Below are 14,697 nucleotides of genomic sequence, written 5' to 3'. Positions count from 1 at the left end.
GAGACTAGGCGGGTCGCTGTGGAGGTTCCCGGCCCACTCGTCACGAGTGGGCCGGGCCCCCGTCTCCCCCTGAGCGCCAGCTGTGTCCCCCCAGTCACAGGCACCGCTCACGTCCGGGATCCGGGTGCCCACCTGGAGCACCCTTCCCCTTCCCGAAAGGGTTCGAAGCGTGGCGTACTCGGCCACGGCACTCACTATGACGCACCCCGCCGACAAAAAGAGCACGTTTCACCAGAACGCGCACACCTTTCCTGCGGGCCCCCTCCCAGAGCCACTCACGCGCGCGCTCCTCGCAACCTCTCCCCGTCTGGCCGGCCCCTCGGCTGCATGAGCACGACACACTTGTCATGGAGGGATTCTGGGAGTGTGAACGTTGACACCGTTGGTGGGCAGGAGGATCTGCTCACCGCAAGGCCACGGCGTCCTGTCGTCGACGAATGATGGACCGGGCTCATGCCTCACGGAGGTCGGGACGTGACCGGGCCGAGGGGTCCGGAGGTCGTGTGCGGTTCTCGTCACACGACCAGGGCGAATCGGGCACTGAACCATTCTCGGGGTCGACGTCTGCGTCTGTGGCAACGCCGCGGTCGTGAGGTGGAGGCTCGCGACCGATCCACCCACGCCAGTGATGTCCAGCGCGACGGTGCCGTCTCTCGCCCTGATGACCGCGGGCGTGCCGGTGCTTCTCGTGGCGATGTGCGCTCGTGAGTTCCGGACCGGGGAAGAGCCGGTCCGCACCCTCGACCACGGTCCCCTCCCCCACCGTCGGGGGTGTGAGAGTACGACGCACTTGTCATGGAGGGATTCCGGGGGTGTGACCGCTGACATCGTCGGTGGACAGGAGGATTTGCTCACCGGGTCCGGACAAGAAGCTCGCCAGGTTGTTGTGCGTTTTTCGTGACCGGACCGGGGAGAATCGGGCACTGCACGATTCTGGGGCGACGAGGCCAGTGCATGTGGGGTGGGGTGGTGTGCGGTTTTCGTGCCGGGACCGACCAGAATCGGGCACTGCACGATTCTCGGGCGACGAGGCCCGGGGCGTGCGGGGGCTGGGTCGCAGTGTGTGGTCGGTGTGTGTGGGTCGCAGTGAACTGGATGGGGGGTGTGGGGATGAAAAAAGAGAGAGCACCCGACCCGGCATGGGGGTGGGTGCTCTCTCTTGTAAGTGTTGGTCCGGCGGCGTCCTAGTCTCCCACAGCGTCCCCGCTGCAGTACCATCGGCGCTGAGAAGCTTAACTTCCGGGTTCGGGATGGGACCGGGTGTTTCCTTCTCGCTATGACCACCGAAACAGTTATTGAACTCTACCACGAACAACCCTCACACTCACAACCCGCAAGGATCGCGTGGGGGGTTGTCTCGATCGTTGTTCGAGACATTACACAGTGGACGCGTAGCATCTTTGTAGAAGACAAGCCCTCGGCCTATTAGTATCGGTCAGCTCCACACATTACTGTGCTTCCACGTCCGACCTATCAACCCTGTGGTCTACAGGGGGCCTTACCAGATTATTCTGTGGGAGCCCTCATCTTGAAGCGTGCTTCCCGCTTAGATGCTTTCAGCGGTTATCACTTCCCAACGTAGCCAACCAGCCGTGCTCCTGGTGGAACAACTGGCACACCAGAGGTTAGTCCGTCCCGGTCCTCTCGTACTAAGGACAGCTCTTCTCAAGACTCCTACGCGCGCAGCGGATAGGGACCGAACTGTCTCACGACGTTCTAAACCCAGCTCGCGTGCCGCTTTAATGGGCGAACAGCCCAACCCTTGGGACCGACTCCAGCCCCAGGATGCGACGAGCCGACATCGAGGTGCCAAACCATGCCGTCGCTATGGACGCTCGGGCAAGATCAGCCTGTTATCCCCGGGGTACCTTTTATCCGTTGAGTCCTGGCGCTTCCATGTGCCACCAGAAGATCACTAGTCCCGACTTTCGTCCCTGCTCGAGATGTCTCTCTCGCAGTCAAGCTCCCTTGTGCACTTACACTCGAAACCTGATTGCCAACCAGGCTGAGGGAACCTTTGGGCGCCTCCGTTACCTTTTAGGAGGCGACCGCCCCAGTCAAACTACCCATCAGGCACTGTCCCTGATCCAGATAATGGACCTAGGTTAGATAACCAGAGTGACCAGAGTGGTATTTCAACGATGACTCCACCCGAACTGGCGTCCGGGCTTCACAGTCTCCCACCTATCCTACACAAGTCACACCGATCACCAATACCAAACTATAGTAAAGGTCCCGGGGTCTTTCCGTCCTGCTGCGCGTAACGAGCATCTTTACTCGTAATGCAATTTCGCCGAGTTCGTGGTGGAGACAGCGCCCAAATCGTTACTCCATTCGTGCAGGTCGGAACTTACCCGACAAGGAATTTCGCTACCTTAGGATGGTTATAGTTACCACCGCCGTTTACTGGGGCTTAAGTTCAAGGCTTCACACCGAAGTGTTGACCCTTCCCCTTAACCTTCCAGCACCGGGCAGGAGTCAGTCCGTATACATCGTCTTTCGACTTGGCACGGACCTGTGTTTTTAGTAAACAGTCGCTTGGGCCTGGTCTCTGCGACCCTCAACGCTTTCGAAGCAAGTTCTACTACGTATCAGGTCCCCCTTATCCCGAAGTTACGGGGGTATTTTGCCGAGTTCCTTCACCACGATTATCTCGATCGCCTTGGTATTCTCTACCTATCCACCTGTGTCGGTTTAGGGTACGGGCGGCTCATATCTCGCTCACGAAGCTTTTCTAGGCAGCATAGGATCACTCCAACCACACCAAAAGGTGTGGACACATCATGTCTCAGGCTCTAATGAGACGCGGATTTGCCTACGTCTCACCCTACACACTTGACCCGGTATAGCCATACCCGGGAGGAGCTACCTTCCTGCGTCCCTCCGCAGCTTGCCTACTATAAGATCGGATCACAGACTCAACACAACCCCGACAACCCGAAGGCCATCAGGAGAAGTGTCTTGCATGCTTAGCATCACTCACCTCGGCAGGGGCGATATTTCGCCGGTCACGGGAATATCAACCCGTTGTCCATCGACTACGCCTGTCGGCCTCGCCTTAGGTCCCGACTAACCCAGGGCAGATTAGCTTGACCCTGGAACCCTTGGATATTCGGCGGACGGGTTTCTCACCCGTCATTCGCTACTCATGCCTGCATTCTCACTCGTGTGCTCTCCACGACTGGGTCACCCCGCCGCTTCAACGCGCACACGACGCTCCCCTACCCATCCAAACAACCTTACGGCCTATACGTTTGAATGCCATAGCTTCGGCGGATAACTTGAGCCCCGCTAAATTGTCGGCGCAGAATCACTTGACCAGTGAGCTATTACGCACTCTTTCAAGGGTGGCTGCTTCCAAGCCAACCTCCTGGTTGTCTCCGCAACTCCACATCCTTTTCCACTTAGTTACCGCTTAGGGGCCTTAGCTGATGATCTGGGCTGTTTCCCTCTCGACAATGAAGCTTATCCCCCACTGTCTCACTGCCGCACTCTCACTTACCGGCATTCGGAGTTTGACTGATTTCGGTAAGCTGTTGGGCCCCCTAGACCATTCAGTGCTCTACCTCCGGTAAGAAACATGCGACGCTGCACCTAAATGCATTTCGGGGAGAACCAGCTATCACGGAGTTTGATTGGCCTTTCACCCCTATCCACAGCTCATCTCCTCGGTTTTCAACCCAAGTGAGTTCGGTCCTCCACGACGTCTTACCGTCGCTTCAACCTGGCCATGGATAGATCACTCCGCTTCGGGTCTAGAGCACGCGACTCAAACGCCCTATTAGGACTCGCTTTCGCTACGGCTACCCCACACGGGTTAACCTCGCCACGTACCACTAACTCGCAGGCTCATTCTTCAAAAGGCACGCCGTCACCCCGAAGGGCTCCGACGGATTGTATGCGATCGGTTTCAGGTACTATTTCACTCCCCTCCCGGGGTACTTTTCACCTTTCCCTCACGGTACTTGTCCGCTATCGGTCACCAAGGAGTATTTAGGCTTAGCAGATGGTCCTGCCAGATTCAAGCGGAATTTCAGGGGTTCCGCCCTACTTGGGGACACTCTCAAGAGTGGAAAGCTTACGTCTACAGGAGTATTACCTTCTCTGCTGTGGCCTTCGCAGCACACTTCAACTTCACTAACCATTTCTAACTCTTCGACCGTTCAACAGCACGGTCCGAGAGACCCCACAACCCCCCAGCTGCAACGCCTGTCAGCTATCACACAACTGAGGTTTGGCCTCTTCCGCTTTCGCTCGCCACTACTCACGGAATCACTATTGTTTTCTCTTCCTGAGGGTACTGAGATGTTTCACTTCCCCCCGTTCCCTCCAACTGCCCTATACATTCAGGCAGAGGTCGCCGGACATGACTCCGGTATTTCAAGGTTTCCCTATTCGGACATCCTCGGATCAAAGCTTGTTTACCAACTCCCCGAGGCTTATCGCAGGTTACAACGTCCTTCATCGGCTCTTGGTGCCAAGGCATCCACCGATCGCACTTAGTAGCTTGTCAATAATCTGCAAAGATGCTCGCGTCCACTGTGAAATTCTCAAAAAACGAGCGAGCCCACCACCAGACACCAACCACCAACAGATGACCAGGCCGGCAAGCAGTCCGCAAGAAGGCGCCACCAACAGGCAACCGACCCTTCAGGACCCAACAACGTGCAAACAAGCCACCCCACCACTTCCCACTCCCAGAAACCTGGGTTGTACTCGCGAGGGACGACTCTCAGTCAATGTTCCACCAACCAGAACCCTCCAGCCGGGAACACACGCCCCGGAACTGAAGTGAATTGAACAAACCAACCACACGGGCCGGCCTGCCAAAAGCTCCTTAGAAAGGAGGTGATCCAGCCGCACCTTCCGGTACGGCTACCTTGTTACGACTTAGTCCTAATTACCGGTCCCACCTTCGACAGCTCCCTCCCAAAAAGGGTTAGGCCACCGGCTTCGGGTGTTACCGACTTTCATGACTTGACGGGCGGTGTGTACAAGCCCCGGGAACGTATTCACCGCAGCGTTGCTGATCTGCGATTACTAGCGACTCCGACTTCATGGGGTCGAGTTGCAGACCCCAATCCGAACTGAGACCGGCTTTTTGAGATTCGCTCACCCTCACAGGCTCGCAGCTCTTTGTACCGGCCATTGTAGCATGCGTGAAGCCCTGGACATAAGGGGCATGATGACTTGACGTCATCCCCACCTTCCTCCGAGTTGACCCCGGCGGTCTCCTATGAGTCCCCGGCATGACCCGCTGGCAACATAGGACGAGGGTTGCGCTCGTTGCGGGACTTAACCCAACATCTCACGACACGAGCTGACGACAGCCATGCACCACCTGTATACCGACCAAAAAGGGGCACCTATCTCTAGATGTTTCCGGCATATGTCAAACCCAGGTAAGGTTCTTCGCGTTGCATCGAATTAATCCGCATGCTCCGCCGCTTGTGCGGGGCCCCGTCAATTCCTTTGAGTTTTAGCCTTGCGGCCGTACTCCCCAGGCGGGGTACTTAATGCGTTAGCTGCGGCACGGAGAACGTGGAATGTCCCCCACACCTAGTACCCACCGTTTACGGCGTGGACTACCAGGGTATCTAAGCCTGTTTGCTCCCCACGCTTTCGCTTCTCAGCGTCAGGAAAGGTCCAGAGAACCGCCTTCGCCACTGGTGTTCCTCCTGATATCTACGCATTCCACCGCTTCACCAGGAATTCCATTCTCCCCTACCTTCCTCAAGTCTGCCCGTATCGAAAGCAGGCTCAGGGTTAAGCCCTGAGTTTTCACTCCCGACGCAACAAACCGCCTACAAGCTCTTTACGCCCAATAAATCCGGACAACGCTCGCACCCTACGTATCACCGCGGCTGCTGGCACGTAGTTAGCCGGTGCTTCTTCTCCCACTACCGTCACTCTCGCTTCGTCATGGATGAAAGCGGTTTACAACCCGAAGGCCGTCATCCCGCACGCGGCGTTGCTGCATCAGACTTCCGTCCATTGTGCAATATTCCCCACTGCTGCCTCCCGTAGGAGTTTGGGCCGTATCTCAGTCCCAATGTGGCCGGTCAACCTCTCAGTCCGGCTACCCGTCGAAGCCTTGGTGAGCCACTACCTCACCAACAAGCTGATAGGCCGCGAGTCCATCCCTGACCGCCGGAACTTTCCAACAACACCCATGCAGGCATCGCAGAATATCCAGTATTAGCACCTGTTTCCAGATGTTATCCCAGAGTCAAGGGCAGGTTACTCACGTGTTACTCACCCGTTCGCCACTCGTGTACCCCCGAAAGGGCCTTACCGTTCGACTTGCATGTGTTAAGCACGCCGCCAGCGTTCGTCCTGAGCCAGGATCAAACTCTCCGTTGAAAACATTTCAGCACCCACCAACCACCAGGCCAGCAGGAAAACACTGTCAACAAAAAGAAGACACTGACAAACAGAAACAACCAAAACTGGCTGAATCAATCAATCAATCTCAAAGAAAAAACCGCGACACAACCACAAAGGATCATGCCGACGGGGTAAAAACGCGACAAACAACCCAGAAAACTGAATTGCTTGGTGCATCAATAAAAATGGCATTGACTTAAAGCACGCTGTTGAGTTCTCAAGTTTCGGGTACACACCGCGCCAACCCAGACAAAAACCTGTCCGAATCAACCCCGGGGCAACTCCACCAACTCTACTCCCCAAATCTCCACACTGTCAAACCAGCATTTCGAACCAGATCGTATCGAGTTGTTTCGGCCGCCGTAGCGACCTGTCCGACTTTACTCTTTCACATTCACCCCGTCAAATCGAGCGGAACTCGATTCAGGCGGAATACGAAGGAGCTGATCAACCGTTCCCGGCCGATCCATTCGTTCACGTCGCGTTTGCGACCCGTTGAACTTTACTCCCCTATTTCCTAGGCCGTCAAATTGGCCTGCGGGGTAATTGCGCTGTTGATTTGTCGGTTCTGTCCGCCGAGGCGGACCACCACTTCCCTCACGGGACCAGGCTCTGCCGACGGACCAAGTGGGTTCCATGCGAACGCACACTCGCCCGGTCAACGTTGAGTCTGGGATGGTGACCCCGGGTCCGTCCTGTTTCCAGTCCGGTGCACCAACGGGGCTCGGTGAACTATACGGGGTCGTTGGCCTGTTCGCAACTCACGGGTGATGCACGCGCGGCCGGCTCCCCGGGGGGGTGCCGGCCGCGCCTGCCGGGGTGCCTGGTCAGCCTCGAACCACGGCTCCCACCGTCTTGCGTCCCCGCCGCAGGATCGCGTAGCGACCGTGCAGCAGGAGCTCCCCCGTCAGCAGGAGTTCGGGGTCGGTCACCTTCTCGTTGTTCAGGTAGGCGCCTCCCTCGGCGACTGCGCGACGCGCCGCCCCCTTGGAGTCCACGAGGCCGGCGGCGACGAGCGCGTCGACGATCGTCACGTCGCCGTCGACCTCGGCACCCTTGACCTCACGCACCACACCGTCGAGCGTGTGCGCGGACAGCTCCTGGAGCTCTCCTCTGCCGAACAGGGCCTGGGCGGCCGCGGCGGCTGCCTCCCGCTCCGCCCGGCCGTGCACCAGATCGGTCACGTCGTCGGCCAGGGCGCGCTGGGCCTCCCGCTTGTACGGAGCGTCGATCGTGGCCTGCTCGAGCGTCTCGATCTCCTCCCTGCTACGGAAGGAGAAGACCTTCAGGTAGTCGATGACCTTCGCGTCCTCCGCGTTCAGGAAGAACTGGTGGAAGGCATACACGGACGTCAGGTTCTCGTCGAGCCACACGGTCCCGGACTCCGTCTTGCCGAACTTGGTGCCGTCGGCCTTCGTGAGAAGGGGCGTCGCCATCGCGTGCACCTTGCCCTGGTCGCTCCTGCGGATGAGCTCGACTCCCGCCGTGAGGTTGCCCCACTGGTCGGAGCCGCCCGTCTGCAGCGTCACGCCGTGGCGCCTGTTGAGCTCGCGGTAGTCCATCGACTGCAGCAGCACGTACGAGAACTCCGTGTAGGAGATGCCGGACTCGAGGCGTCGGGCCACGACGTCGCGCGCCAGCATGCGGTTGACCGGGAAGTGCTTGCCGACGTCGCGTAGGAAGTCCAGCACGGACATCTGGCTCGTCCAGTCGTAGTTGTTGACCATCGTGGCGGCGTTGTCACCCTCGAAGGAGACGAACCGCTCGACCTGGGCGCGGATCTTGTCGACCCACCCGTGCACGACGTCAACGGAGTTCATCACCCGCTCCCCCGCCTCCTTGGGGTCGCCGATCAATCCGGTGGCGCCGCCGACGAGCATGAAGGGCCTGTGGCCTGCCTGCTGGAGGCGGCGGGCGAGGAGGAGCTGGACGAGGTTTCCGGTGTGGACGCTCTGCGCCGTGGGGTCGAAGCCCACATAGAACTTGACGGGGCCCTCGTCCAGGTGCGCCGCCAGGGCGTCGCGGTCGGTCGAGTGGGCGATGAGCCCACGCCAGGCAAGGTCGTCAAGAGTTGCGTTCACGAGGCCCAAGCCTAGGACATGACGCAGCCGGGGTCCTGTTCGAACCCCGGCTGTCCGTGACCTCAGGCGGTCGCCGCCCAGGCGCCGAGCTCCGCTCGCGCGGCGTCCAGTTCGCCGAGCTGGTCCCTGACGCGGTCGGGGGCTGTGCCGCCGCGTCCGTTGCGCGAGGCGACGGAGCCCTCGACCGTGAGCACGTCGAGGACGCCCTCGTCCAGGTGTTCGGAGATCTTCGGCAGATCCTCCCTGGACAGGTCCTGCAGCGTGATGCCACCGGCCTCGCAGTACCGGACGGTCTCGCCGGCCACCTCGTGCGCGACGGCGAAGGGGACGCCGGAGCGGACCAGGTGGTCCGCCACATCGGTCGCCAGCGAGAAGCCCTTCGGCGCGACCTCCGCCATCCGCTCCGGGTGGAACGTCAGCGTCCCGACCATCCCCGCGACGGCGGGCACCAGCACGTGCAGCTGGTCCAAGCCGTCGAAGATGGGCTCCTTGTCCTCCTGCAGGTCGCGGTTGTAGGCGAGCGGCAGCCCCTTGAACGTCGCCAGCAGCCCGGCCAGGTTCCCGATGAGTCGACCGGCTTTGCCGCGCGCCAGCTCGGCGACGTCCGGGTTCTTCTTCTGGGGCATGATCGACGACCCCGTCGACCAGGCGTCGTCCAGCGTCGCGAACCCGAACTCCGCCGTGCACCAGAGGATCACGTCCTCGCTCAGCCGCGACAGGTCGACGCCGATCTGCGCGAGGACGTAGGCCGCCTCCGCAGTCAGGTCGCGCGCAGCGGTGCCGTCGATGGAGTTGGGGACCGACGAGTCGAAGCCCAGCTCCCGCGCGACGAGCTCCGGGTCCAGCCCCAGCGACGTGCCGGCGAGCGCTGCGGAGCCGTAGGGGCTGACCGCGAGACGCCTGTCGAGGTCGCGGAGCCGGTCGATGTCGCGCACGAGGGGCCAGGCGTGGGCGAGGAGGTGGTGGCTGAGCAGGATGGGCTGCGCCGACTGCAGGTGCGTGCGCCCGGGCATCACGGCGCCGAGGTACGTCGTCGCCTGCGCCGCCAGCGCCGCGATGACGCCGTCGACGTCCTGAGCGATGAGTCGGATCTCGTGGCGGAGGTAGCTGCGGATGAGCGTCGCGATCTGGTCGTTGCGGGACCGGCCTGCGCGGATGCGGCCCCCCAGCTCCGGTCCGACGATCTCCTTGAGCCCGCGCTCCAGGGCCCCGTGTACGTCCTCGTCGGAGTCCGCCGCGACGAACTCGCCCGCCTCGACCCGCCGGGCCAGCTCCGCCAGGCCCGCGTCCATGGCCTCGGCCTGCCCGTCGTCCAGCAGGCCCGCCGCCCGCAGGGCCTTCGCGTGCGCGCGCGAGCCGGCGATGTCGTGCAGCGCCAGCCGCCAGTCGAACTGCGTCGATTTCGACAGCGCGAACATCGCGTCGCTCGGCCCACCGGCGAACCGGCCGCCCCAGAGCCGTCCCTGATCTGTGCTCACAACTGCTCCCTCTCCGCCGGCCTTCCGGTCCGGGTCATCTCCGAGATCTGTCCGACCGTCGACTCTGCGGCCTCGTCGTCCGTGGCGATCACCAGGAGGGTGTCGTCGCCTGCGATCGTACCGAGGACGCCGTGGAGGCAGGCCTGGTCGAGGTACGACGCGAAGTACTGCGCCGCCCCGGGCGGCGTCTTGATGAGGATCTGGGTTCCGGCGTGCCGGATGGACTGCAGCAGCTCGGCACACAGCCGGGCCAGCTTCTCGAGGACGGCGTCCTCCCCCTCCTCCAGTGCCGCTGCGTACACGAGGGCACCGCCGACGGCGCGTTGCCTGACGGCGCCGAGCTCGAGGAGGTCCTTGGACAGCGTCGGCTGGCTGACGACGATGCCGTGCTCGCCCAGCGCGTCGATGAGTTCCCCCTGCGACGTGTAGCGCGCCTCCTGCAGGAGTTGCCGCAGCACCGCGAGGCGCCCGGTGCGGGTCGGGTTAGCCATGGGCGTCCAGCAGTCCGGGCAGCACGGCGACGAAGCCCTCGAGGTCCTCGCGCGTCGAGATCAGGGGCGGGGCGACGCGCAGCACCCCGGGGCGCGGTGCGTTGATGATCCAGCCCGCCTCCAGCGCGGCGTCTGCCACCCGGGGGGCGATGTCCTCGGTCAGGACGACGCCGAGCAGCAGGCCGCGGCCCCGGACCTCGGCGATCTTCGGGTGGCCCAGCCCGCGGATCGCGTCGGCCAGCCAGGCGCCGACGGCGCGCGCGTTCTCCAGCACGCCCCCCTCGAGCTGGTCGAGGACGGCGTTGCCAGCGGCAGCGGCGACGGGGTTGCCGCCGAAGGTGGTGCCGTGGAGGCCGGGGGTGATCAGCCCTGCCGCGGGCCCCGAGGCGAGGCACGCCCCGATGGGGAAGCCGTTGCCCAGCCCCTTGGCCAGCGTCACGAGATCCGCGACGATGCCGTCGGCCCGGTGGGCGAGATACTCACCGCTGCGCCCCATGCCGGTCTGGACCTCGTCGATCCAGAGCAGCGCGCCCGCCTCGCGGGTGATCCGCCGCGCCTCCGCGAGGAAGCCGGCGGGCACGGGCACGACGCCGTTCTCCCCCTGCACCGTCTCGAGGACGACGGCGGCCACGGTCTCATCGACGGCATCGGCCAAGGCCGTGGCGTCGCCGAACGGCACGAAGGTCACGTCTCCGGGCAGCGGCTCGAACGGCGCGCGGTACTTCTCGGAGGAGGTCAGGGCCAGCGCCCCCATGGTGCGGCCGTGGAAGGAGCCCTCCATCGCGATGATCCGGGTGCGCCCGGTCAGCCTCGTGATCTTGAAGGCCGCCTCGTTCGCCTCCGTTCCGGAGTTCGCGAAGAACACGCGCGTGTCGTCGGCGCCCGTCAGCGCGGCGAGCCGCTCGGCGAGGCGCACCTGCGGCTCGCTGGCGAAGAAGTTCGAGACGTGGCCCAGCTGGTGGAGCTGGTCCGTGATCGCCCGCGTCACCGCGGGGTTGGCATGGCCGAGCGCGAGCACCGCGATGCCGGAGAGCAGGTCGGTGTAGCGGCGACCGTCGGCGTCCCAGACGTGGACTCCCTCGCCGCGGGCGAAGACCCGCTTGGGCGCGCCGAAGGCGTTCATCATGACCGCGTCGTAGCGGTGGATCAGCTGATCCTGTGTCATGCTCCCGGCTCCTCGTTCGTGACCATGGTGCCAACGCCCTCGTTCGTGAAGATCTCGAGCAGCAGGCAGTGTTTGACGCGTCCGTCGATCACCGTCGCGGACGTGACGCCGCCCTCGACCGCACGCAGGCAGGCCTCCATCTTGGGGATCATGCCCGCATCGAGCGACGGCAGCATCGCCCGGACCTCGTCGGTGCCGATCTGTGTGATGATCGACTCCTCGTCGGGCCAGTTCGCGTAGACCCCCGCAACGTTCGTCAGCATCACGAGCCGCTTCGCCCCGAGCGCCACGGCGAGCGCCGCCGCCGAGGTGTCGCCGTTGATGTTGAGCGCGTTGCCCTGCTTGTCGGGTGCGACCGTCGCGACGACGGGAATGCGCCCTGCGTCGATCAGGTCGATCAGCGAGCTCGGGTCCACCGCGTCGACGTCACCGACCAGCCCCAGGTCGATCTCCTCGTCGCCGACCTGCAGCCCGCGCCGGGTGGCGCTGAACAGTCCGCCGTCCTCGCCCGACATGCCGACGGCGAAGTTGCCGTGCTGGTTGATCAGGTTGACGAGCTCGCGGCCGACCTGGCCGACGAGCACCATCCGCACGACGTCCATCGCCTCCGGGGTCGTGACGCGCAGCCCGCCGCGGAACTCCGAGACGATGCCGAGCCTGTCGAGCATCTCGGTGATCTGCGGCCCACCGCCGTGCACGACGACGGGCTTCACGCCGACGCGCTTGAGGAAGACGATGTCCTCGGCGAACGCCCGCTTGAGGTCGTCGTCGATCATCGCGTTGCCGCCGTACTTGATGACGACCGTCTCCCCCGCGTACTGCGCGAGCCAGGGCAGCGCCTCGATGAGCGTGGATGCCTTGGTGAGGAGCTCAGGGTGCCGCTGCACCAGGGTCTTCGGGCTCATGTCGAGTACTCCGCGTTCTCCTTGACGTAGTCATAGGTGAGGTCGTTGGTGAGGATGGTGGCGCTCCGGTCGCCTGCGTGCAGGTCGACGGTGACGCGGACGTGGCGGCCGCTGAGGTCGACCAGGTCGCGCGGTTCGCCGATCTGCCCGGCGCGGCAGACCATGACGCCGTTGAAGGAGACGTCGAGGTCGTCGGCGTCGAAGGCGGCGTCGGTGACGCCGATGGCGGACAGCACGCGACCCCAGTTGGGGTCGCCGCCAAAGATCGCGCACTTGAACAGGTTCGACCGCGCGATCTCGCGGCCGACGAGCTCTGCGTCGCGTTCGCTCGCCGCCCCCGTCACCTCGATGGCGATCTCGTGCGCAGCGCCCTCGGCGTCGGCGATCAGATGGCGGGCGAGGTCCTGGCACAGCGCGGTCAGGGATGCCGTGAACTCAGCCACCCCGGGGGTGACGCCCGAGGCACCAGACGACATCAGGATGACCGTGTCGTTGGTGGACATGCACCCGTCGGAGTCGGCGCGGTCGAAGCTCAGCCGGGTGGCCTCCCGCAGCGCCCCCTGCAGAGCGTCCGCGGGCAGCTCGGCATCGGTCGTCAGCACCACGAGCATGGTCGCGAGCCCGGGGGCCAGCATGCCGGCGCCCTTGGCCATCCCGCCGATGCTCCAGCCGGCGCCCTCGGCCACGGCCTCCTTCGGGACGGTGTCGGTGGTCATGATGGCCCTGGCGGCGTCGGGGCCGCCGTCGGGAGCCAGGCTGGCGGCCGCGTCGTCGACGCCTGCGAGCAGCAGGTCCATGGGCAGACGGACGCCGATGAGGCCGGTGGAGCACACCGCGACGTTGTCCGTGATGAGGCCGAGTCGGTCCGCGACCCGCGAGGCCGTGGCCGCCGAGTCGGCGAAGCCCTCCGGCCCCGTGCAGGCGTTGGCGCCGCCGGAGTTGAGGATGACGGCCTGCAGCTGGCCGTCCGCGACGGCCTGCCGGGACCACTTCACGGGTGCGGCGAAGACGCGGTTGCTGGTGAAGACCGCGGCGGCCGACATGGACGGGCCGAGGTTGCGGACCAGTGCGACGTCGGCGCGGCCGCTCGGCTTGAGGCCGGCCGTGACGCCGGCCGCGACGAATCCCTGGGGTGCGGTGATGCTCACGGGGCCACTCCTACCGTGCTGAGGCCGGTGCCCTCGGGGAGCCCGAGGGCAAGGTTCATGGACTGCACCGCGCCGCCGGCGGTGCCCTTCGTCAGGTTGTCGATCGCGCTGATGGCGATGAGCCGTCCGGCCGTCTCGTCGACGACCACCTGGACGATGACGCGGTTCGAGCCGACGATCGAGGCCGTCTGGGGCCACACGCCCTCGGCCAGCAGGTCGACGAAGGGCTCGTCGGCGTAGAAGGCCTCGTAGGTGGCGCGCGCCACGTCGGTGGTCACGCCGGGCGCGACGGGGGCGGAGCAGGTCGCGAGGATGCCGCGCGGCATGGGCGCCAGGGTCGGGGTGAAGCTGACGACCACCCGCTCGTCGGTGACACCTGCGAGGTTCTGGGTGATCTCGGGCGTGTGCCGGTGGACGCCGCCGACGCCGTAGGGGCTCATGGAGCCCATCACCTCGGAGCCGAGCAGGTTCGGCTTCAGGGACTTGCCGGCGCCGGAGGTGCCGCTGGCGGCGACGATGACGATCTGCGACGGGTCGACGAGCGAGCCGGCGACCGCGGGCAGCAGTGCCAGTGTGCACGCCGTCGGATAGCAGCCGGGGACGGCGACGCGACGGCTGCCGGCCAGCGCCTCGCGCGCACCGGGGAGCTCGGGCAGCCCGTAGGGCCAGGTGCCCGCGTGGGGCGTTCCGTAGAACTTCTTCCACTGCGTGGCGTCGTTCAGCCGGAAGTCCGCGCCCGCGTCGATGACGACGACATCGTCGCCCAGCTGCTCGGCAATCGCCGCAGAGGTGCCGTGCGGCAGCGCGAGGAACACGACGTCGTGCCCGGCGAGCACCTGGGCGCTCGTCTCCTGCACGACGCGGTCGGCGAGCGGCGCGAGGTGCGGCTGATGCTGGCCGAGCAGATCGCCGACGCTGGAGTTCCCGGTCAGCGCACCGATGCTCACGTCGGGATGGGCAAGGAGGAGCCGCAGGAGCTCGCCCCCCGCGTAGCCGGTGCAGCCTGCCACTGCGACTGAGTAGGTCATGGGCGTGAGTATTC

Annotated in this window: 7 protein-coding genes and 3 rRNA genes; all 10 read right to left on the bottom strand. The window is 64.1% G+C overall.

Annotated features, from left to right (window positions below; all coding sequences use genetic code 11):
• Nucleotides 1–1,171: 1,171 nt before the first annotated feature.
• The 10 genes from rrf to argC all read right to left on the bottom strand — a co-directional run bounded on the left by rrf (nucleotide 1,172) and on the right by argC (nucleotide 14,683).
• Nucleotides 1,172–1,288: ribosomal RNA gene (gene rrf, locus KDB89_RS05365) — 5S ribosomal RNA — on the bottom strand.
• Nucleotides 1,289–1,405: 117 nt separating this feature from the next.
• Nucleotides 1,406–4,513: ribosomal RNA gene (locus KDB89_RS05360) — 23S ribosomal RNA — on the bottom strand.
• 328 nt (nucleotides 4,514–4,841) lie between these two features.
• A 16S ribosomal RNA gene (locus tag KDB89_RS05355) occupies nucleotides 4,842–6,363 on the bottom strand.
• The 16S, 23S and 5S rRNA genes sit together here, the layout of an rRNA operon.
• 851 nt (nucleotides 6,364–7,214) lie before the next feature.
• The gene (gene tyrS / locus KDB89_RS05350) at nucleotides 7,215–8,468 is read right to left on the bottom strand and encodes a tyrosine--tRNA ligase (RefSeq protein WP_219083818.1); all 1,254 of its coding nucleotides are present in this window, start codon (nucleotides 8,466–8,468) and stop codon (nucleotides 7,215–7,217) included.
• Nucleotides 8,469–8,530: 62 nt separating this feature from the next.
• Nucleotides 8,531–9,946 carry an argininosuccinate lyase gene (gene argH / locus KDB89_RS05345; protein ID WP_219083817.1) on the bottom strand — a complete coding sequence of 472 codons (1,416 nt, stop codon included), beginning with the start codon at nucleotides 9,944–9,946 and terminating at the stop codon, nucleotides 8,531–8,533.
• Nucleotides 9,943–10,437 (bottom strand): arginine repressor, encoded by a 495-nt coding sequence (locus KDB89_RS05340; protein ID WP_219083816.1) that lies wholly within the window; start codon nucleotides 10,435–10,437, stop codon nucleotides 9,943–9,945. Before KDB89_RS05340 ends, argH begins: the two co-directional genes overlap by 4 nt.
• A complete protein-coding gene (locus tag KDB89_RS05335) occupies nucleotides 10,430–11,602 on the bottom strand; it encodes an acetylornithine transaminase (protein WP_219083815.1) in 1,173 nt (390 codons plus the stop codon). The genes KDB89_RS05340 and KDB89_RS05335 overlap by 8 nt, the downstream gene beginning before the upstream one ends.
• On the bottom strand, nucleotides 11,599–12,507 hold the full coding sequence (gene argB, locus KDB89_RS05330) for an acetylglutamate kinase (protein ID WP_219083814.1): 909 nt from the start codon (nucleotides 12,505–12,507) through the stop codon (nucleotides 11,599–11,601). The genes KDB89_RS05335 and argB overlap by 4 nt, the downstream gene beginning before the upstream one ends.
• Nucleotides 12,504–13,655 carry a bifunctional glutamate N-acetyltransferase/amino-acid acetyltransferase ArgJ gene (gene argJ / locus KDB89_RS05325; RefSeq protein ID WP_219083813.1) on the bottom strand — a complete coding sequence of 384 codons (1,152 nt, stop codon included), beginning with the start codon at nucleotides 13,653–13,655 and terminating at the stop codon, nucleotides 12,504–12,506. Before argJ ends, argB begins: the two co-directional genes overlap by 4 nt.
• Nucleotides 13,652–14,683, bottom strand: a complete 1,032-nt coding sequence (gene argC, locus KDB89_RS05320; protein ID WP_219083812.1) for an N-acetyl-gamma-glutamyl-phosphate reductase — start codon at nucleotides 14,681–14,683, stop codon at nucleotides 13,652–13,654. The genes argJ and argC overlap by 4 nt, the downstream gene beginning before the upstream one ends.
• Between the last annotated feature and the right edge of the window lie 14 nt (nucleotides 14,684–14,697).

Origin of the sequence: Tessaracoccus palaemonis (genome assembly GCF_019316905.1) — a bacterium.
GTDB classification, from domain to species: Bacteria; Actinomycetota; Actinomycetes; order Propionibacteriales; family Propionibacteriaceae; genus Arachnia; species Arachnia palaemonis.
The sequence above is the reverse complement of the archived record's forward strand: the minus strand, read 5'-3'. Positions and strand labels throughout refer to the sequence as shown.